15 protein-coding genes are annotated in these 20,414 nt (G+C 69.7%); 5 read left to right on the plus strand and 10 right to left on the minus strand.

The features are described from left to right. Positions 1 to 7 precede the first annotated feature (7 nt). Complete coding sequence (locus tag Q8X39_RS02780) at positions 8 to 844, minus strand: SIMPL domain-containing protein (RefSeq protein ID WP_305748082.1); 837 nt, start codon at positions 842 to 844, stop codon at positions 8 to 10. A gap of 174 nt (positions 845 to 1,018) precedes the next feature. On the opposite strand from Q8X39_RS02780, the gene ompR reads away from it, so the two are divergent. From ompR to Q8X39_RS02805, 5 genes are all read left to right on the plus strand, one after another. Next, a complete protein-coding gene (ompR, locus tag Q8X39_RS02785) occupies positions 1,019 to 1,753 on the plus strand; it encodes an osmolarity response regulator transcription factor OmpR (protein ID WP_305748083.1) in 735 nt (244 codons plus the stop codon). A 102-nt stretch (positions 1,754 to 1,855) separates the two neighbouring features. Then, positions 1,856 to 3,301 (plus strand): ATP-binding protein, encoded by a 1,446-nt coding sequence (locus Q8X39_RS02790; protein WP_369538085.1) that lies wholly within the window; start codon positions 1,856 to 1,858, stop codon positions 3,299 to 3,301. A 67-nt stretch (positions 3,302 to 3,368) separates the two neighbouring features. Then, positions 3,369 to 4,511: an AAA family ATPase gene (locus Q8X39_RS02795; protein ID WP_305748084.1), complete on the plus strand. Its 1,143-nt coding sequence runs from the start codon at positions 3,369 to 3,371 to the stop codon at positions 4,509 to 4,511. Positions 4,512 to 4,523: 12 nt separating this feature from the next. Continuing rightward, positions 4,524 to 4,784 (plus strand): hypothetical protein, encoded by a 261-nt coding sequence (locus Q8X39_RS02800; RefSeq protein ID WP_305748085.1) that lies wholly within the window; start codon positions 4,524 to 4,526, stop codon positions 4,782 to 4,784. 25 nt (positions 4,785 to 4,809) lie between these two features. Continuing rightward, positions 4,810 to 6,276 carry a VWA domain-containing protein gene (locus Q8X39_RS02805; RefSeq protein ID WP_305748086.1) on the plus strand — a complete coding sequence of 489 codons (1,467 nt, stop codon included), beginning with the start codon at positions 4,810 to 4,812 and terminating at the stop codon, positions 6,274 to 6,276. Positions 6,277 to 6,343: 67 nt separating this feature from the next. Here Q8X39_RS02805 and Q8X39_RS02810 read toward each other — a convergent pair whose 3' ends face one another. The 9 genes from Q8X39_RS02810 to Q8X39_RS02850 form a co-directional block, all read right to left on the minus strand. Beyond that, a complete protein-coding gene (locus tag Q8X39_RS02810; protein WP_305748087.1) occupies positions 6,344 to 8,860 on the minus strand; it encodes a glycogen/starch/alpha-glucan phosphorylase in 2,517 nt (838 codons plus the stop codon). Positions 8,861 to 8,955: 95 nt separating this feature from the next. Next, a complete protein-coding gene (gene glgA, locus Q8X39_RS02815; protein ID WP_305748088.1) occupies positions 8,956 to 10,422 on the minus strand; it encodes a glycogen synthase GlgA in 1,467 nt (488 codons plus the stop codon). 107 nt (positions 10,423 to 10,529) lie between these two features. Beyond that, positions 10,530 to 11,798 carry a glucose-1-phosphate adenylyltransferase gene (gene glgC, locus Q8X39_RS02820; protein ID WP_305748089.1) on the minus strand — a complete coding sequence of 423 codons (1,269 nt, stop codon included), beginning with the start codon at positions 11,796 to 11,798 and terminating at the stop codon, positions 10,530 to 10,532. A gap of 90 nt (positions 11,799 to 11,888) precedes the next feature. Further along, positions 11,889 to 13,523, minus strand: a complete 1,635-nt coding sequence (locus Q8X39_RS02825) for an alpha-D-glucose phosphate-specific phosphoglucomutase (protein ID WP_305748090.1) — start codon at positions 13,521 to 13,523, stop codon at positions 11,889 to 11,891. Positions 13,524 to 13,613: 90 nt separating this feature from the next. Continuing rightward, on the minus strand, positions 13,614 to 15,842 hold the full coding sequence (gene glgX / locus Q8X39_RS02830) for a glycogen debranching protein GlgX (RefSeq protein WP_305748091.1): 2,229 nt from the start codon (positions 15,840 to 15,842) through the stop codon (positions 13,614 to 13,616). 225 nt (positions 15,843 to 16,067) lie between these two features. After that, on the minus strand, positions 16,068 to 18,326 hold the full coding sequence (locus Q8X39_RS02835; protein WP_305748092.1) for an arginine/lysine/ornithine decarboxylase: 2,259 nt from the start codon (positions 18,324 to 18,326) through the stop codon (positions 16,068 to 16,070). A 148-nt stretch (positions 18,327 to 18,474) separates the two neighbouring features. Continuing rightward, positions 18,475 to 19,011 carry a peptide deformylase gene (gene def / locus Q8X39_RS02840; protein ID WP_305748093.1) on the minus strand — a complete coding sequence of 179 codons (537 nt, stop codon included), beginning with the start codon at positions 19,009 to 19,011 and terminating at the stop codon, positions 18,475 to 18,477. A gap of 60 nt (positions 19,012 to 19,071) precedes the next feature. Further along, positions 19,072 to 19,305 carry a hypothetical protein gene (locus Q8X39_RS02845; RefSeq protein ID WP_305748094.1) on the minus strand — a complete coding sequence of 78 codons (234 nt, stop codon included), beginning with the start codon at positions 19,303 to 19,305 and terminating at the stop codon, positions 19,072 to 19,074. Between the two features lie 224 nt (positions 19,306 to 19,529). Further along, positions 19,530 to 20,333 (minus strand): TatD family hydrolase, encoded by an 804-nt coding sequence (locus tag Q8X39_RS02850; protein WP_305748095.1) that lies wholly within the window; start codon positions 20,331 to 20,333, stop codon positions 19,530 to 19,532. Between the last annotated feature and the right edge of the window lie 81 nt (positions 20,334 to 20,414).

Genomic DNA, 20,414 nt, shown 5'->3' on the forward strand with positions numbered 1-20,414 from the left:
TGGCGCCTCAGGGCGTCATCCGGATCGTGCCCTGCACGGTCACGCCCAGGCGGCCCTTGCCGCCTTCAGTGGGCAAGGGCACCGCGTCGGCCATCGGCGCGGCGGCGGCCTTCATCAGCATGATGGGTGGCCGACCGCCCTCCTCGCTCTCGAGCCGCGTCACCTGGGCCTCGACCAGCGTGTAGCCGCGGTAGCCGAACTGCTCGGACATCTCGCCGGCACGCTGGCGGAACTGGCGGATCGCCTGGGCGGTCAGCGCGCCCTGATGCTGGTCGCGGGCGGCGCTCGACAGGCTGTACTGGGTCGACTGGACCATGAGTCCGTCGAGCTTGCCGGCCAGCGCGGCAATGCGGCCGGTGTCGCGCCCCTTGAGCACCAGCTCGGCCACGCCGATCCAGCCGTTGATGCGGCCCTCGCGGCCATACCGGGGCGACAGGTTGAAGACACCGGTGCTGACCTCCAGCGCGTCGCTGCGCTCGCGCCGGGCGGTCGTCAGCGCGGCGTCCAGCAGCTGCTTGAGCTGGGCCTGGACGATGGCCGCATCCGTGCCTTCGCGCTGGGCCCGCATCACGACGGTCAGCGTGTCCAGCGCGACCTCGGTCGATGCCTCGGCCGACAGGCTCAGCTGATGAGCCTTCATGGACTCGCCCGTCTCGGCCGCATGGGCCTGCGGCATGCCCAAGGACAGTGTCGCGACCACCGCCGCCGTCGCCAGGGCCCAGGCGACAACCGCCCGCAGCGCCCGACCTCGCTGGACCGTCAGGGCAGCCCGGTCGACGCCTTCCGGCGGGACCGCCCCAGGACGTTCGAGGCCGGCTGCGACGGGAGATCGGTGGGCGTTCATGGGGTCCTTTCGAGGGTGGACACCTCGCGGTCGCGGCGTCTGCCCACTCAACGCGGAGGCATTGGGAAGCGTGCGCACCACCAGCCGAAAGAAATGTAACAGGGGGTCAAACCGCCCGAAAAGCCGCTTGGGCCATGCGCACAATCGCGGCTGTTACAAATTCCGGAGCCGCCGATGACGACGCCCAACCCCCAGCGCACCGACCGGATTGTCGTGGTCGATGATGACGCCCGCATCCGCGACCTGCTGCGCCGCTACCTCACGCAAGAAGGCTTCGAGGTCCTGCTCGCCGAAGATTCCAAGGCCCTGAACCGCATCCTGACCCGCGAGACGGTTGACCTGATCGTGCTGGACCTGATGCTGCCCGGCGAGGACGGCCTGTCCATCTGCCGCCGCCTGCGTGCCGGCAACGACATCACGCCGATCATCATGCTGACGGCCAAGGTCGATGATGTCGACCGCATCGTGGGCCTGGAGGTCGGCGCCGACGACTACCTGCCCAAGCCCTTCAACCCGCGCGAGCTGCTGGCCCGCATCAACGCCGTCCTGCGTCGCCGGCCGGTCATGGAAGCGCCTGGCGCCCCCTCGCGGGAAGCGCAGACCGTCACCTTCGGCCCCTTCGAGTTCGACCTGGCGCTGCGCCGGCTGACCCGCGAGGGCGAGGTGATCTCGCTGACCACCGGCGAGTTCTCGATGCTCAAGGCGCTGGTGCGCCACCCGCGCCAGCCGCTGTCGCGCGACAAGCTCGCGCAGCTGGCCCGCGGCCGCGAGTTCGAGCCCTTCGACCGCAGCCTCGACGTGCAGGTCTCGCGCCTGCGCAAGATGATCGAGCCCGATCCGTCGCAACCGCGCTACATCCAGACCGTCTGGGGCGTCGGCTACGTGTTCGTTCCGGACGGCGCGGCCTGAGACTCACGGCCGGACGACAGGCCGGGCGGGACATGACCCGCCCTCGCCTCGTCCGCCACCCGGTATTCCAGCTGACCCGGCAGCACCGATCAGCGAGCGCTCATGGTCGCCACCACCACCGCCCACTCCGCGCAGGGTCCCGCAACGGTCTCTCCTGCCCCGACGCGCCACAGTTCCTCGCCGGCACCGCGCAAGCCGCTGCATCGCCTGCTGGCGATGTTCCGCCGCACCTTCATCCTGAGCCTGTTCTGGCGCACCTTCCTGCTGCTGTCGCTGATGCTGGGCGTGGGCATCCTGGGCTGGACCTACGTGCTGCGCTACTTCGAGCTGGAGCCGCGTGCGGTGCAGGCCGCGCAACAGATCGCCAGTCTGGTCAACCTGTCGCGCGCCGCGCTGCGCTACACCGACCAGGTCAACCGCGTCGCGCTGGTCAAGAACATCGCCGAGCAGGAAGCGGTCAAGTTGCAACCGCGCGAGCCGGGTGATCGCTGGGAGCCCTTCGAGGTCGACCGTTTCACCCGCACCATCGGCGCGCAGCTGCGCAGCCGGCTGGGGCCGCAGACGGTGGTCGCCAGCAGCGTCAACGGCAGCAGCGGGCTGTGGGTCGGCTTCCTGATCGAGACCGACCAGTACTGGCTGCAGGCCGACCCGAACCGGGTGCAGACCGCCATCACCGGCATGACCTACTTCCTGGTCATGGGCCTGACCTTCGTGGCGACGCTGATCGTCTCGGCCTACATCGCCGCCAAGATCAACCTGCCGCTGCGTGAGCTCAGCTCGGCGGCCAGCCGCATCCGCGAGGGCGAATACACCTCCCGGCTGGACGAGGACACCGCGACGATGGAGATCCGCGAGGTCAACCGTGGCTTCAACCGCATGGCCCGCGAGCTGGCCAAGATCGAGGACGACCGCGCGGTGATGCTCGCCGGCATCTCGCACGACCTGCGCACGCCGCTGGCGCGCATCCGGCTCGAGACCGAGATGAGCGTCGTCGACGAGGAAGCCCGCCGCAACATGGCGATGGACATCGACCAGCTCGACGCCATCATCGACAAGTTCATGGACTACGCCCGTCCGACCGAGGTCAAGCTCGTGCCGATCGTGCTGGCCGTGCTGCTCGACACCGTGGCCCGGCGGGTCTCCAACGACCACCTGAAGATCACCGCGCGCGTCACCACCGACGTGCGGGTGATGGGTGACGAGACCGACCTGGACCGCGTCTTCGCCAACCTGTTCGAGAACGCGCGCCGCTATGCCCAGTCCGACGACGGCATTGCCCGGGTGACGGTCACCTACGCCAAGGCCGGCCAGTGGGTCGTGGTCAGCGTGCGCGACGAAGGTCCCGGCGTCAGCCCCGAGACCCTGGCCCGCCTGACGACGCCCTTCTACCGCGGCGACAAGGCCCGCACCCACACGAGCACGACCGGTGCCGGCCTGGGCCTGGCGATCGTCGAGAAGACCGTCACCCGGATGGGCGGCCAGCTCGAGCTGGCGAACGCGCCGCAAGGCGGCTTCGTCGCCTACGTCAAGCTGCGCCGGGCGGCTTGACTTCGGCCCCGCCGGTCAGGCGATGGGCTGCAAGCGCTGCGACGGCCTGCTCTTGCAGAATCGCCCGATGAGCACCGATCCGACCCTCGCACCGCGCTTGTGCGCGCATCTGGCAACGCTGGAATCCGGACTGCTAGAGCGCGGCATCGCCACCCGGCTGATGCTGCTGGCGGCACTGGCCGGCGAGCATGTGCTGCTGATCGGACCGCCCGGCACGGCCAAGAGCGAACTGGCCCGGCGGCTGCACGGCGTGATGGCCGTCGGGCGCTACTTCGAGCGCCTGCTGACGCGCTTCTCGACGCCCGAGGAGCTGTTCGGCCCGTTGTCGCTCAAGGCCCTGGAAGACGACCGCTATGAGCGCCTCACCGAGGGCTACCTCCCGACCGCCGGCGTGGCCTTCCTCGACGAGGTGTTCAAGGCCAACTCCGCCATCCTCAACGCACTGCTGACGCTGCTCAACGAGCGTGAGTTCGACAACGGCCAGCAGCGCCTGGCGGTGCCGCTGGTCAGCGTCGTCGGCGCGACCAACGAGGTGCCGAACGAGGAAGCCCTGCTCGCCTTCCACGACCGTTTCCTGGTGCGCGTGACGGTCGAGCCGGTCAGCGACGACAGCTTTGCCGCGCTGCTGCGCCTGGACGCCGCCGCCGGCCGGCCGCGCGTGGTTCAGCCCTGGCAGCCCGAGGAGATCAAGGCGCTGATCGAGGCCCGTGCCCGCATCGCCCTCCCCGATGCGGTGCTGGCCCGGCTGGCCGGGTTGCGTCCGCGGCTGCGCGAATGGGACATCGGCGTGTCAGACCGCCGCTGGCGCCAGATCGCCGGGCTGCTGCGCAGTGCCGCGCTGACCGAAGGCCGGGACGCGGTCGACGAGCTGGACCTCTGGCTGCTGCCCTACGCGCTGGCCCACCAGCCGGACCAGGTCGCGCCGCTGGCAGCCTGGTTCCTGCACGAGGTGGTGCAGGCCGCGCCGCAGTCACCGACCTGGCTGGGCCGCGCGGTCGAGGCCTTCGACCAGCAGCTCGGCCTGGAACGCAGCGCCGAGGCGGAGGACACGCTCGATGCCGGCGCCGGCAAGCTGGCGCTGGCCAAGGCGATCGGCGGCCAGACCTCGAACGAAGGCATGTTGCGCATCGTCGGCGCGGCGCTGGAGGCGCATCAGCGCCGCCGCTACAGCCGCGTCCACATCGCCGCACGGGTCGCCCAGGTCGACTAGGTGCTGGCCAGCGTGCGAGGTCATCACGAGGCCCTGCGGGTCGAGCGCGATGCCTTGCTTGCACGGCTGGAAGACCGCATCTGGCTGCCGCCGGCCCTGGCCGAAGGCTGGCTGGCCGAACGCGGTCGGACGATCGACGCGCTGGCTGCGCTGGGCGACCAGCTGCTCGTGCTGCGCGACGGCTATGCGGCGCTGCCGCTCGACGAGGGCCTGGACACGCCGGCGCCCCAGCCGATTGCCTTCGGCGCAGCTCCGGAGGCCCGGCGCGCCTGAGCGGCGCCCGGCGGGAGCCGTCGCCATGCGCGGCCTGGACGATCCCTACGCGCCGCTGGAGGCGCTGTCGCGCGAGCTGTGGTTGCCGGCCATCGTCAACTCGGCCGGCGACACGCGCCAGCGCATCGCCCACCTGGGGCCCTGGATCGAGGCCCTGGACCGAGGCTTGATGCCGCCGCCGGCGCTCGACTTCGGTGATGCCCAGGCTGTCGCGCCGTTGCGCGCCGTCGTCGACCGGCTGGGCCTGCCCGGCCTGTGCCAGGGCGTGCCGGCCCTGGCGCTTCAGGTGCTGCGGGCGATGTTCTGGTCGCTCGACCGCATCGTCGACCTGCAGCCGGCGCTGGACCGCGAGGCGGCCATCGCCCGCGTCACCGCCGACTTCGAGGCCGAATGGACCGTGCAGACCCAGGGCCTGCAAGACGAGCTGGCCATGCTGCAAGGCCTGGGCGACCTGTCGCACCTGCGCTGGGACGAGATCCAGGGCCTGCTGCGTTCGCGCGAGTGGCAGGAGGCGCAGCGCCTGAGCGCGCTGCTGGCCCACCTGCAGCCGCTGGTCGAGCTGATCCGCCAGCTCGGCCGCAGCGAGCACGACCCCGCCGCGCCGCCGGCCGAGGCGACCGACGCACAAGCGAGCCTCCTGCGCCGCGCGATGCGCACCCGCGAGACCCTGCTGCCCGGCGCCCCCGGCGAGCTGACCGGCATCCACCGTTCTGCCCGGCTGGACCGGCTGCTCGGCAGCGAGGCGGCGCAGATCCGCCACCCGGTCCTGCACCGGCTCTGGCGTGCCCGCCTGGCCGAAGCCAACCTGCTGACCTACGACAGCCAGGGCGTGCTGGTCGAGCAGGTGGCGGACCCGAGCGCGCGCCTGCCCTCGCCCGCGCGCCGCGTGCAGGCACCGCGCCAGCGCGGTCCGCTGATCCTGTGCGTGGACACGTCCGGCTCGATGCAGGGCGCGCCCGAGAAGATCGCCAAGGCCGTCGTGCTCGAAGCCTTGCGGACGTCTCAGCGCGAGCAGCGCGGCTGTGTGCTGATCGCCTTCGGCGGCCAGGGCGAGATGGTCACCCGCGAGCTGCACGACGGCCGCGCCGGGCTGGAGGCCATGCTCGCGCTCATCGGCATGGGCTTTGACGGCGGCACCGACGTGCAGACGCCGATCGAGCACGCCATCGACCTCGTCGCCCAGGCGCGCTGGCGCAGCGCCGACCTGCTGATCGTCAGCGACGGCGAGTTCGGCTGCATGCCGGCCACGCTGGACCGGCTCGACCAGGCCCGCGCCGAACTGGGCCTGCGGGTGCAGGGCATCCTGATCGGCGACCGCGAGACCATGGGCCTGCTGGAGACCTGCGACGCGATCCACTGGCTGCGCGACTGGCGCCGCTTCGGGTCCGGCCAGCCGCTGCGCGAAGCGGCCGTGCCGGTCCACACCGCCAGCCTGACCGCGCTGTACTTCCCGAACGCGCTCAGCGCCCGGGCTGGCCGCCACAAGGGCTGACGCCCGGTCGGATCCTGGTGCGCCCAGGCCGCCTCAAGCCGCTGGTGTCGTCAGGCCGCTGTTGTCGTCAGGCCCTGGGCGGCGTCGCGTTCACCGCCAGCGCGACGGTGTGAGGCAGCGGCAGCGCGACCGGTCGGGTGTGCCAGATCTGGTCGGCGTACTCGGCAATGGTCCGGTCCGACGAGAAGGCGCCCATGCCGGCGACGTTGAGCACCGCCTTGCGGGCCCAGGCTTCCGGGTCGCGGTAGAGCGCGTCGACCGCGTCCTGCGTGGCGACGTAGCTGGCGTAGTCGGCCAGCAGCAGGTAGTGATCGCCCCAGTTCACCAGCACGTCGTAGATCTGCTGGAAGCGGCCCGGCTCCTCGGGGCTGAAGACGCCCTCGCGGATCGCGTCCAGCGCGGCCTTCAGGCGGGCGTCGGACTCGTAGATTGCGCGCGGCTGGTAGCCCTGCGCGCGGATCTGCGCGACCTGCTCGGTGGTGTTGCCGAAGATGAAGAAGTTCTCAGCGCCGACCTGCTCGCGCATCTCGACGTTGGCGCCGTCGAGCGTGCCGATGGTCATCGCGCCGTTGAGCGCGAACTTCATGTTGCCCGTGCCCGAGGCCTCGGTGCCGGCGGTGGATATCTGCTCGGACAGGTCGGCCGCCGGGATGATCACCTCGGCCAGGCTGACGCTGTAGTTCGGGATGAAGACGACCTTGAGCCGGTCGCCCACCCGCGGGTCCTGGTTGACCGTGCGGGCCACGTCGTTGACCAGCTTGATGACCAGCTTGGCCATGTGATAGGCCGAGGCCGCCTTGCCGGCGAAGACCACCACGCGTGGCACCCAGTCGGCCTCGGGGTTGGCCAGGATGGCCTGGTAGCGCGTCACCACGTGCAGCACGTTGAGCAGCTGGCGCTTGTACTCGTGGATGCGCTTGACCTGCACGTCGAACAGCGCATCCGGGCTCAGCGTCACGCCCAGCTGCTTCTGCACCAGGCGGGCCAGGCGTTCCTTGTTCTGCCGCTTGACGCGTCGGAAGGCGCCCAGGAAACCGGGGATGTCCAGCGCATGGCGCAGACCTTCCAGCTCGTCCAGGTGACGCCGCCAGCCGCGCCCGATGCGGTGGTCGATCAGGTCGGCCAGACCCGGGTTGGCCTGGGCCAGCCAGCGGCGCGGGGTCACGCCATTGGTCTTGTTGTTGAAGCGCTCGGGCCAGAGCTGGGCGAAGTCGGCAAAGATCGATGCCTTCATCAGCTCCGAGTGCAGCGCCGACACGCCGTTGACCGAGTGGCTGGCGACGACCGCGAGGTAGGCCATGCGCACGCGGCGTTCGCCCGATTCGTCGATCAGCGAGAGCTTGCGCATCAGCTCGGGCTGGTAGCCGTGGCGGTCGGTCAGCGCGGCCAGGAAGTCGGCGTTGATGTCGAAGATGATGCGCAGGTGGCGCGGCAGCACGCGGCCGAACAGGTCGATCGGCCAGGTCTCCAGCGCCTCGTGCATCAGCGTGTGGTTGGTGTAGGAGAACACCCGCTGGCACAGCGACCACGCCTGCGTCCACGGCACCGCATGCTCGTCGACCAGCACCCGCATCAGCTCGGGGATGGCCAGCACCGGGTGGGTGTCGTTGAGGTGGATGCTGACCTTGTCGGGCAGCGCGTCGAAGGTGGTGTGGGTGCGCAGGTAGCGGCGCACCAGGTCCTGCACGCTGGCCGAGACGAAGAAGTATTCCTGGCGCAGGCGCAGCTCGCGGCCCGACAGGGTCGAGTCGTCCGGGTAGAGCACCCGCGAGACGTTCTCCGACAGGTTCTTGCTCGCCACCGCGCCGAAGTAGTTGCCCTGGTTGAAGGCGCGCAGGTCCATCTCCTCGGTCGCCTTGGCCGACCACAGCCGCAGCGTGTTGGTGGCCTGGGTGCCGTAGCCCGGAATGATGGTGTCGTAGGCCATCGCCAGCACGTCGTCGGTGTCGACCCAGCGGACCTTGCCGGGCGCCTCGCCGCCATCCTCGACGCGGCCGCCGAAGCGGACCCGGTAGACCACCTCGGCGCGCGGGAATTCCCAGGGATTGCCGGCCTTGAGCCAGTAGTCCGGTGCCTCGACCTGGCGGCCGTCGACCACCATCTGGCGGAACATGCCGTAGTCGTAGCGGATGCCGTAGCCGAAGCCCGGCACGCCCAGCGTCGCCATCGAATCGAGGAAACAGGCCGCCAGCCGGCCCAGGCCGCCGTTGCCCAGGGCGGCATCGGGCTCCAGGTCGAACAGGCCGTCCAGCGGGACATCCAGTTCCCTGAGCGCCTGCTGGATCGTCGGCATCACCTCCAGCGCGAGCAGCGCATTGCTGAAGGTGCGGCCGATCAGGAACTCCATCGAGAGGTAGTAGACCCGCTTGACGTCCTGCGCGTACTGCGCGCGGGTGGTGTTCATCCAGCGCTCGACGAGGTGGTCGCGCACGGCGTAGGACACCGCCTGCAGCCAGTCCTCCGGACGGGCCGAGACGGGGTCCTTGCCGACGCTGTACATCAGCTTGTTCGAGATGGCGCGCTTGAAGGCGGCCACGTCGCGGGCGAGGTGGTCGTACTGGTGCTCGAACTGTTGCAGGTCCATCCCGGTCTTCCTGTGCTCAGCGGGTGTGAGGTGTCAGTGGTTTCAATCGATTCCGGGCCGGGGCGGACCGCCCCGTCGCCCGATGGATGCGGGGCTCAGTAGCCCAGGCCGCGATACAGCGCCATGTAGCGCTGCGCGGCCTCGGCCCAGCCGAAGCGCTGCGCCATCGCGCGCTGCTGCACCCGGCGCCAGTCGGCCGAGCGGCGGTGCAGCGCCTGGGCGCGGTCGGTCGCGGCGGTCAGGCCGGCGACGCTGAAGTCGTCGAAGACGAAGCCGGTCGCGTCGACGTCCAGCGTCTCCAGCCGCGCGTCGCTCACCGTGTCGGCCAGGCCACCGACCCGACGCACGACCGGCAGCGTGCCGTAGCGCAGGCCGTAGAGCTGGGTCAGGCCGCAGGGCTCGTAGCGCGAGGGCACGAGGATCAGGTCGGAGCCGGCGATCAGCCGGTGCGCGAAGGTCTCGTCGTAGCCGATGCGCACGGCCACCGACTGCGGGGCGCGGGTGGCCCAGTCGCGGAAGGCGGCTTCCATGCCGGCATCGCCGCTGCCCAGCAGGCCCAGCTGCGCACCGCGTCCGACCCAGTGCTCGATGGCCTGAAGCACCAGGTGCAGACCCTTCTGCTCGGTCAGGCGGCTGACCACGCACAGCAGCGGCGCGTCCGGCGTCACCGCCAGGCCCAGCTCGGTCTGCAGTTCAGCCTTGCAGCGGCCCTTGCCGGCCAGCTTGCCGGCGCTGAAGGACGACGGGATCAACGGGTCGCTGGCCGGGTTCCAGACCGCGTCGTCGACGCCGTTGAGGATGCCGCTGAGCGTGTTGGCGCGCGAGCGCAGCAGCCCGTCCAGCCCGCAGCCCTGCTCCGCGCCCTGGATCTCGCGGGCATAGGTCGGACTGACGGTGGTCAGTCGTTCGGAGAAGAACAGCCCACCCTTCATGAAGCTGATCTGGCCGTGGAACTCCAGGCCGTTGACGCCGTAGAAGTCCCAGGGCAGGCCGAGGTCGGCGAAATGGTGGGCGCCGAAGAAGCCTTGGTAGGCCAGGTTGTGGACCGTGTAGACGGTGCCCGCCAGCCGGCGACCCTGTTCGCGGCCCATCGCCGCCAGGTAGGGCGCGGCCAGCGCGGCATGCCAGTCATGCGCATGCACGATCTCGGCCGACCAGGACGCATCGGCGCCATCGGCCAGCCGGGCTGCCGTCCAGCCCAGCAACGCGAAACGCAGGTGGTTGTCGCCCCAGGGCGTGCCACGGGCGTCCTGGTAGGGGCCGCCGTCGCGCTGGTAGTAGCCCGGCGCGTCGATCACGTAGGCGATCACGCCGCCGCAGCCCGGCAGGGTGCCGCGCAACAGCCGGATCGCCTGACCCAGTCCGATCGCGCCGGGCGGCTGCAGCGGTCCGAGGTCGACCGCGTTGGCCAGCCCGGCCTGGATCGCCGGGAAGCCCGGCAGCAGCACGCGCACGTCGCCGCCCTGCTCGGCCAGGGCCGCCGGCAGGGCGCCGGCCACGTCGGCCAGCCCTCCGGTCTTGAGCAGGGGAAAGATCTCGGCACAGGTCTGCAGGATGCGCATGGGGGGCGGGTCTGAAGGGGAAGGTGCGGTGAACGAGGCGAAAGCCGCGCCGCAAGCGACGAAGGCCGGCGCGCAAACGGCGCCGGCCCTTCAGGGCAGGTGGACGCTCAGAGCTTGGCGAGCATGCCGCGCGTGACCAGCACGACGCCGTTCTCGGTGCGGAAGAAGCGCTGCGCGTCGAGTTCCGGGTCCTCGCCGACCACCAGCCCGTCGGGCACGTGGCAGCGCCGGTCGATCACGCACTTCGTCAGCCGGCAGTTGCGGCCGATCTGCACGTCCGGAAGGATCACGACCTCGTTGATCGCGCTGTAGGAGCGCACCAGCACGTTCGAGAACAGCACCGAGTTGCGGATGGTCGAGCCCGAGACGATGCAGCCGCCCGAGACCAGCGAGTTGATCGCCTCGCCGCGACGGCCCTCGTAGTCGTGCACGAACTTGGCCGGCGGCAGCTGTTCCTGGTAGGTCCAGATCGGCCAGTCCTTGTCGTACATGTTCAGCTCGGGCGTCGGCGAGGCCAGGTCGAGGTTGGCTGCCCAGTAGGCGTCGACCGTGCCGACGTCGCGCCAGTAGGCCTTCGAGTACGGCGGGTTGGCGATGGCCGACATCGAGAACGGGTGCGCGATGGCCTGGTTCTCGCGCACCGCGCGCGGGATCAGGTTCTTGCCGAAGTCATGTTCCGAGGCCGGGTCGGCGGCGTCGTCCTCCAGCAGCTGGTAGAGGTAGTCGGCCGTGAAGATGTAGATGCCCATGCTGGCCAGCGAGGTGTTCTCGTCACCGGGCATGTGCGGCGGCTCGGCCGGCTTCTCGACGAAGTCGATGATGTGGCGCTGGTCGTTGATCGCCATCACGCCGAAGGCCTTGGCCTCCTCGCGCGGGACCTCGATGCAGCCAACCGTCACGCCACGTCCGCTGGCGGCGTGATCGGCCAGCATCAGCGAGTAGTCCATCTTGTAGATGTGGTCGCCGGCCAGCACGATGACGTAGTCCGGCGGGGTCGAGTTGCGGATGATGTCGAGGTTCTGGTAGATCGCGTCGGCGGTGCCGCGATACCAGCTTTCCTCGTCGACGCGCTGCTGGGCGGGCAGCAGGTCGACGAACTCGTTCATCTCGTTGCGCATGAAGGACCAGCCGCGCTGCAGGTGGCGCAGCAGCGAGTGCGACTTGTACTGGGTGATCACGCCGATGCGGCGGATGCCCGAGTTGATGCAGTTCGACAGCGCGAAGTCGATGATGCGGAACTTGCCGCCGAAGTGCACCGCCGGCTTGGCGCGGCGGTCGGTCAGCGCCTTGAGGCGCGAGCCACGGCCACCGGCCAGCACCAGGGCCAGCGAGCGACGGGTCAGGCTGCGGGTTTGTGCCATCTTGGTGAGGTCCATGTTGTCTCCGGTTGAGTTCTGGGTGGGAAGCGACTCGCCCGGCGCGGAGCCGGGTTTTGCAAGCCGCAGGCCAAGCCTGCGGCGGCGGGATCAGGTGATGACGGCCGGCGCGTCCATGCCAGTGTGCGAGCGGATGCCGGCCAGCTGGTCGGCCAGCGCGATCAGGTCGGCCAGGGCCTCCTGCGGCGCCAGGTCGAGACGGGCCGGATCGGCCTCGTAGCGTTCCAGGTAGACCCGCAGCGTGGCGCCCTCGGTGCCAGTGCCCGACAGGCGCAGCACGATGCGCGAGCCGCCGGCCAGCAGGATGCGCAGGCCCTGCGCCTTCGACACCGAGCCGTCGACCGGATCGGTGTAGGCGAAGTCGTCTGCCGCCTCGATCAGCAGGTGGCCGAAATGCTGCCCGGCCAGCGCCGGCAGGCGGCTGCGCAGGCTGGACATCAGCGCGTCGGCGCGGTCGGTGGCGACGCCCTCCCAGTCGTGGCGGGAGTAGTAGTTGCGGCCGAAGCGGGCCCAGTGCGCGCGCACCAGCTGCTCGACCGACTGGCCGGTCGAGGCCAGCAGGTTCAGCCAGAACAGCACGGCCCACAGGCCGTCCTTCTCGCGCACGTGGTTGGAGCCGGTGCCGTAGCTTTCCTCGCCGCAGAGCGTGGCCTGGCCCGCGTCCAGCAGGTTGCCAAAGAACTTCCAGCCCGTCGGCGTCTCGTGGCAGGCGATGCCCAGCATCTGCGCGACCCGGTCGGCGGCCTGCGAGGTCGGCATCGAGCGCGCGATACCCGCCAGTCCCTTGCGGTAGCCCGGCACGCGGGTCGCATGGGCGGCCAGCACGGCCAGGCTGTCGGACGGCGTGACCACGAAGTCGCGGCCCAGGATCATGTTGCGGTCGGCGTCGCCGTCGGAGGCCGCACCAAAGTCGGGCGCATCCGGTCCCGACATGATCGCGATGAGTTCCTGCGCATGCGCCGGATTGGGGTCCGGGTGGTGGCCGCCGAAGTCTTCCAGCGGCTCACCGTTGATGACGGTGCCAGCCGGCGCGCCGAGCAGGCCCTCGAGCACTGCCTTGGCATAGGGACCGCCGGCTGCGCCCATGGCGTCGTAGCACATGCGCTTGCCCGACGCGAACCAGGCCCGCATCGCGTCGAAGTCGAACAGCTGCTGCATCAGCTCGGCATGGTCGGCGACCGGGTCGATGACCTCGACCACCAGGTCGCCGATGCGCTGTTCGCCGAGCCGGCCCAGGTCGATGTCGTCCACCTCGGTCGCGATGGCGTAGGACGTGAGCTGCTGGGTGCGGGCGTAGACCGCCTCGGTGATCTTCTCGGGCGCCGGGCCGCCGTTGCCGATGTTGTATTTGATGCCGAAGTCGCCGTCCGGGCCGCCCGGGTTGTGGCTGGCCGACAGCACCACGCCGCCGTAGGCGCCGCGCTTGCGGATCACGGCGCTGGCCGCCGGCGTCGACAGCAGGCCGCCCTGCCCGACCAGCACGCGCGCAAAGCCGTGGGCGGCGGCCATGCGCAGGATGGTCTGCACGGCCACCCGGTTGTGGAAGCGGCCGTCACCGCCGAGCACCAGGGTCTGGCCACGGCGGTCCTCGAGCACCTCGAACAGCGCCTGGACGAAGTTCTCGAGGTAGTGCGGCTGCTGGAACACCGTGACCTTCTTGCGCAGGCCGGAGGTGCCGGGGCGCTGGCCGGCAAACGGTTGGGTCGGGATCTGGGCGATCTTCATGGTGTTCTGCGTGGGTGGGGGGGACGGACTGAAAACGGCAAGAGTCGGGCGGGAAACGTGCGGGACCGGAAGACGGATCGGCTCGACCGCTCAGGCCGTCGGCCAGGCCGGCACTCGGACCAGCACGCGCATCGAGCGGCACTCGACCTCGCAGGCGCCATCGGGCGCGTTCAGCGGGTCGACGCGCGGGGTGTGCTGCGGTCCGGGCGTGCCGTCCGGCGTGCAACTGCACAGCGCCGTCTGCCAAGGTCCGGGCGGCAGCACGAAACGCTGCGAACGGCTGCCCGGGTTCACCAGCAACAGCACCGGCGCGGCATCGCCACCGGCGTCCAGTCGGATGGCCAGGGCGCGATCGTTCGGGTCGCCCCAGTCGCCACCGGCCAGCAAGCGGCCTTCCGGGTGCCACCAGGTCACGTCGGTGCGGCCCTGTGCGTCGGGAACGCCGCGCAGCCAGTGGGCGATGCGCAGCGACGGCAGCTCGCGCCGCAGCCGCAGCAGCCGCGCCACGTAGGCTGCCAGCGCCGTGTCGGCGGCGGCCCAGTCCAGCCAGGTGGTCTCGTTGTCCTGGCAATAGGCGTTGTTGTTGCCGCGCTGGCTGTGGCCGATCTCGTCGCCGCCCAGCAGCATCGGCGTGCCCTGGGCCAGCAGCAGCGTCGCCAGCAGCGCCCGCTGCAGGCGTCCGCGCAGGGCCAGCACGTCGGCACGGTCGGTCTCGCCCTCGACGCCGCAGTTCCAGCTGCAGTTGTGGTGGTGGCCGTCGCGGTTGTGCTCGCCGTTGGCCTCGTTGTGCTTGTGGTTGTGGCTGACCAGGTCGCGCAGCGTGAAGCCGTCGTGCGCGGTGATGAAGTTGACGCTGGCCAGCGGCGAGCGGCCGTCGTGGTGGAACTGCGTGCTGGACGCGGCAAAGCGGTGCGCGAACACGCCCCGGTCCCCGGCGCCGCGCAGCCACCAGCTGCGCATGGTGTCGCGGAACTGGTCGTTCCATTCCAGCCAGCCGGGCGGGAAGCCGCCGAGCTGGTAGCCGCCGGGGCCGATGTCCCAGGGCTCGGCGATCAGCTTGACGCGCGACAGCACCGGGTCGGCCTGCAGCGCCGCGAAGAAGCCGCTGGCGAGGCTGTAGCCACCGTCGCGGCCACGCGCCAGGATGGGCGCGAGGTCGAATCGGAAGCCGTCCACGCCGTGCTCCAGCACCCAGTGCCGCAGCGAATCGAGCACCAGCTGCACCACGCGCGGCTCGGCCAGGTTCAGGCAGTTGCCGCAGCCGCTCCAGTTGCGGTAGTGGCGCGGCGTCTGGTCGTCGAGGTGGTAGTAGCGGGCGTTGGCCAGGCCGCGCAGCGACAGCGTCGGGCCGAGCTCGTCGGTCTCCGCGCTGTGGTTGTAGACCACGTCGAGCACGACCTCGAAGCCCTCGCGATGCAGGCCGTCGACCATGGCCCGGAACTCGCTCGCGGCCAGATCGGGCCGGGCCGCGTAGCGCGGTTCGGGCGCCAGGAAGGCGATGCTGCTGTAGCCCCAGTAGTTGCTCAGGCCAAGCTGCTGCAGGCGGGCCTCATCGGCCCGCGCATGCACCGGCAGCAGGCTCAGCGTCGTCACGCCCAGGCGGCGGTAATGGGCCAGAAGCTCGGGCTGGGCCAGGCCGGCATAGCTGCCGCGCAGGTGGGTCGGCACGCCCGCGTGGCGCTGGCTGGCGCCCTTGACGTGCAGCTCGCACAGCACCGTCAGTTCGGGCGGCACACGCGGGCCCTCCAGGCGGGCGGCGGCGCTGGCGTCGACGGTCAGGTCGCTGCGAACCTGAAGGCGCGCGCGCGCCTTCAGCGCGACCGCGGCGTTGTCGCGCGGATCGGGATGCGCCGGGTCGCTGGCGTCATGGCCGAGGTAGAGCGACAGGTCGCCGGCGTAGCTGCCGACGATCTCGCGGGCATACGGGTCCAGCAGGACCTTGGCCGGGTTGAAACGGTGACCGCGCGCCGGCTCCCAGGGGCCGAACGCGCGCAGACCGTAGACGAGGCTGTCGATCGACCGATCGCCATCCTGGAACACGCTGCTTCGCAGGGTCTCGATCGCCGCGGCGCCCAGACGACCGTGCCAGACGCCGTCGGTGCAGGACGGCAAGGGCAGCCGTGCCAGCTCGCGGTGACCGGTGTCGTCGAACAGGCAGAGCTCCAGCCGGGTCGCATCGGGTGCCCACACCGCCACGTTGAGTGCCTGACCGCTGCCGTCGGCGACGGCCTGGGCGCCCATGGGCCAGGGCTGTCCGGCTTGCAGCAGGTCGGTCCTCAGGAGCGCCACCGCGGCCGTGAGGGCCGGACGCGAGCGCATCGTGTCAGGCCGCATGGCCGCACCAGCGTGCGGGCCCCTGCGGCCCGAACCCACAGCCGGAAGCAGGGCCTGGCCGCTCCGGAAGACAGCAAACGTTTACCAGCGAAGAAAACATGACATTCATCTTGCCATGTAACCCTGCTGTACCCCATAGAACCCAGCCCAGGCTTACCCCGAAGCGTGGTGGGCCCGGATCCGGTCCGTTCACCGGGTCCGCAGGCCTGGTCAGGTCTTGACGCAGTCCACGTAGTAGCGCCGATGGCCGTTGCCCAGGTCCTCCTCGACCAGGCCGTGCACATCGGTGTGGAAACCGGGGAAGCGGTCGTTGAACTGGCGCGCGAAACGCAGGTAGTCGCAGATCTTCTTGTTGAAGCGCTCGCCCGGGATGAGCAGCGGGATGCCCGGCGGGTAAGGCGTCAACAGCGACGTGGTGATGCGGCCCTCGAGCTGGTCGATCTCGACCCGCTCGGTCTTGCGGTGGGCGATGTGCGCATAGGCTTCGCTGGGCTTCATCGCCGGTTGCAGGTCCGACAGGTACATCTCGGTCGTCAGGCGGGCGATGTCACCTTCGGCATAGGTCTTGTGGATGGCCTGGCAAAGGTCGCGCAGGCCCATGCGCTCGTAGACCGGGAACTGGGCCGCGAACTCCGGCAGGATGCGCCAGATCGGCTGGTTGCGGTCGTAGTCGTCCTTGAACTGCTGGAGCGCGGTCAGCAGCGTGTTCCAGCGGCCCTTGGTGATGCCGATGGTGAACATCACGAAGAAGCTGTACAGGCCGGTCTTCTCGACCACCACGCCGTGCTCGGCCAGGAACTTGGTGACGATGGACGCCGGGATGCCGCTCTCGGCGAACTCGCCCTGCATGTTGAGCCCGGGCGTGATGATGGTCGACTTGATCGGGTCGAGCATGTTGAAGCCCGGGGCCAGGTCGCCGAAGCCGTGCCACTGCTCGTTGGCCTGCAGGACCCAGCCATCGGCGCGGCCGATGCCGTCTTCGGCCAGGCGCTCGGGGCCCCAGACCTTGAACCACCAGTCGTGGCCGAACTCGTCCTCGACCTTGCGCATGGCGCGGCGGAAGTCCAGTGCTTCCTTGATGCTTTCCTCGACCAGCGCGGTGCCGCCGGGCGGCTCCATCATCGCGGCGGCCACGTCGCAGCTGGCGATGATGGCGTACTGCGGGCTGGTGCTGGTGTGCATCAGGTAGGCCTCGTTGAAGAGGTGGCGGTCGAGCTTCTGCTCCTGCGCGTCCTGCACCAGCACCTGCGAGGCCTGGCTCAGGCCGGCCAGCAGCTTGTGGGTCGATTGGGTCGCGTAGACCATGGCCTGCTTCGGACGCGGCCGGCCCTTGCCCATCGCGTGGTAGGTGCCGTAGAACTTGTGGAAGGCCGCGTGCGGCAGCCAGGCCTCGTCGAAGTGCAGCGTGTCGATCCAGCCGTCGACCATGCCCTTGATGGTCTCGGTGTTGTAGAGCACGCCGTCGTAGGTGCTCTGGGTGAGCGTCATGATGCGCGGCTTGATCTGCGTCGTGTCCACGCCGGCCAGCAGCGGGTTGGCGGCGATCTTGCGTTCGATGACCTCGCGCGTGAACTCGCTCTGCGGGATCGGGCCGATGATCCCGTAGTGGTTGCGCGTGGGCGTCATGAACACGGGGATGGCGCCGGTCATGATGATCGAGTGCAGGATCGACTTGTGGCAGTTGCGGTCCACCACCACCACGTCGCCCGGCGCCACCGTGTGGTGCCAGACCATCTTGTTGGACGTGCTGGTGCCGTTGGTGACGAAGAAGCAGTGGTCGGCGTTGAAGATGCGCGCCGCGTTGCGCTCGCTCTGCGCCACCGGGCCGGTGTGGTCGAGCAGCTGGCCGAGTTCCTCGACCGCGTTGCAGACGTCCGCCCGCAGCATGTTCTCGCCGAAGAACTGGTGGAACATCTGGCCGACCGGGCTCTTCAGGAAGGCCACGCCGCCGGAGTGACCTGGGCAGTGCCAGCTGTAGGAGCCGTCCTGCGCATAGTCCATCAGCTGCTTGAAGAAGGGCGGCGCCAGGCCGTCGAGGTAGCTCTTGGCCTCGCGGATGATGTGGCGGGCCACGAACTCCGGCGTGTCCTCGAACATGTGGATGAAGCCGTGCAGCTCGCGCAGGATGTCGTTCGGGATGTGCTGGCTGGTGCGCGTCTCGCCGTAGATGTAGATCGGGATGTCGACGTTGCGGAAACGGATCTCCTCGATGAACTTGCGCAGGTTCAGCACCGCCGGGTCGAGCTCGGGACCGGGCGTGAACTCCTCGTCGTCGATCGACAGGATGAAGGCGCTGGCGCGGCTTTGCTGCTGCGCGAACTGGCTCAGGTCGCCATAGCTGGTGGCGCCCAGCACCTCGAAGCCTTCCTTCTCGATGGCCTGGGCCAGCGCCCGGATGCCCAGGCCCGAGGTGTTCTCGCTGCGGTAGTCCTCGTCGATGATGACGATGGGGAAGTGGAAGCGCTGCATGGCGGACTCCTGGAACACGGGCGGTCTTTTCGAGAGGGGGACGGAGGCTCCGACCGCCGGATCACGACCCAGGGCTGGGTCCCGGACGGCCAAAAACGAAGGCGCGAGTGTAGGGCCGTCCCCGCGGGTTTTCCTTGACGTTCCGGTGTCAGTCGTCGGAGGCCGGATCGAGTTCCGGGAACAGGATCTCGGTGTAGCCGAAGCGAGTGAAGTCGCGCACCCGCATCGGGTAGAGCGTGCCGATCAGGTGGTCGCACTCATGCTGGACCACGCGGGCGTGGAAGCCTTCGGCCTCGCGCTCGATGGGCTGGCCGCGTTCATCGAAGCCGGCATAGCGGATGCGGCGTGCCCGCGGCACGATGCCGCGCAGGCCGGGCACCGAGAGGCAGCCTTCCCAGCCCTCCTCCTCGGTCGCATCCAGCACCTCGATGCGCGGATTGACCAGCACCGTCTGGGGCACCGGCGGCGCATCGGGATAGCGCGCGTTGCGCTCGAAGCCGAAGATCACCAAGGCCAGATCGACACCGATCTGCGGCGCCGCGATGCCCGCGCCGTTGGCGGCGGCCATCGTGTCGCGCAGGTCGGCAACCAGCGCATGGAGTTCGGGCGTGTCGAAGGCCTCGACGGGGCGGGCGATGCGCAGCAGGCGCGCGTCACCCATCTTCAGGATCTGGCGGACGGACATGAACAGGACGGGACCGGAAGGTCAGGCGCCGCAGCGCCCGGAACGCCGGCCTCGGCCGGCTCACTCGCCCAGGCCGTCGTCGAAGTCGGCGCCGGGCTCCGACGGATCTTCGTCGATGTCGTGGTCCCAGGCCTCCAGCTCGCTGAGCTTGTGCGGGATCAGCGGCTTGTCCAGCGGACGGCAGACGTGGCGGGCGAGGCCTTGCAGGCGCTCCGAACGCTCCATCGCCTGCAGGACGACCTGCGGGTTCATCAGCATCGTGAAGGCATCGACGCGAAGGTTCTGGGCTTTCATGGTGACTCCTGACGGGTTCTGCGGCGGGCCCCGAATGCCGGAGCCGATGACTGAACTCTAGGAGTCGAGCCCCGCCTGCGTCAGTGGACCCAAAGCGAAAAACCGTGTCAGAAGAATTCCGACACGCTGTCGGCGCGTGTCGGCCAGGACGTTCAAGCGATAGTTGAAGTCGATAAAAACTCTTTCAATGACAAGGCATTGCGCTCATCACTGAAAGTCGTTTCTCATGCGACTTGAGGTGCGACGCCGTCTGGATGGAACAGCCGGTCGAAGTTCGCAGTCGTCCGGCGCGCGACTTCCTGCACGTCCACGCCCTGGACCCGTGCCAGCTCGGCGGCGACGTAGGGCACCAGCGCCGGCGTGTTGGTCTTGCCTCGGAACGGCACCGGCGCCAGGTAGGGGCTGTCGGTCTCGATCAGGCAGCGGTCCAGCGGGACAAAGGCCGCCACGTCGCGCAGGTCCTGCGCGGTCTTGAAAGTCATGATCCCGGAGAAGGAGATGTGGAAGCCCATGTCGAGCGCAGCCTCGGCGACCTCGCGGGTCTCGGTGAAGCAGTGGAAGACGCCACCGACCTGGTCGGCGCCCTCCTCGCGCAGGATGGCCAGCGTGTCGGCCGAGGCGCTGCGGGTGTGGATCACCAGCGGCCTGGTCAGCTCGCGGGCGGCCCGCACGTGCACGCGCAGGCGCTCGCGCTGCCAGTGCATGTCGGCATGGCTGCGTTCGCCGATGCGGTAGTAGTCCAGCCCCGTCTCGCCGACCGCCAGCACGCGCGGCCGGCGGCCCCAGGCGACCAGCGTGGCGACGTCGGGCTCGGCGATCTCCTCGCCCTCGTTGTCCGGGTGGACGCCAACGGTGGCCCAGAGGTTGTCGTGCGCCATCGCCAGCGCATGCACGGCCTCGAATTCCTCCATCGTGGTGCAGATGCACAGGGCACGCTCGACCTGGGCATCGGCCATGGCCTGGAGGATTTCGGGCAGGCGCTCTCGCAGGCCGGGGAAGTTCAGGTGGCAGTGCGAATCGACGAACATGGTGGCGGCTTCCGGAAATGAAAAGGCCGGCTCCGGGCCGGCATTCGGGGAACCGGGCTGCGGCGATGTCCTGCGTGCCGC

It is taken from the genome of Leptothrix discophora, assembly GCF_030705305.1.
GTDB lineage: Bacteria > Pseudomonadota > Gammaproteobacteria > Burkholderiales > Burkholderiaceae_C > Sphaerotilus > Sphaerotilus discophorus.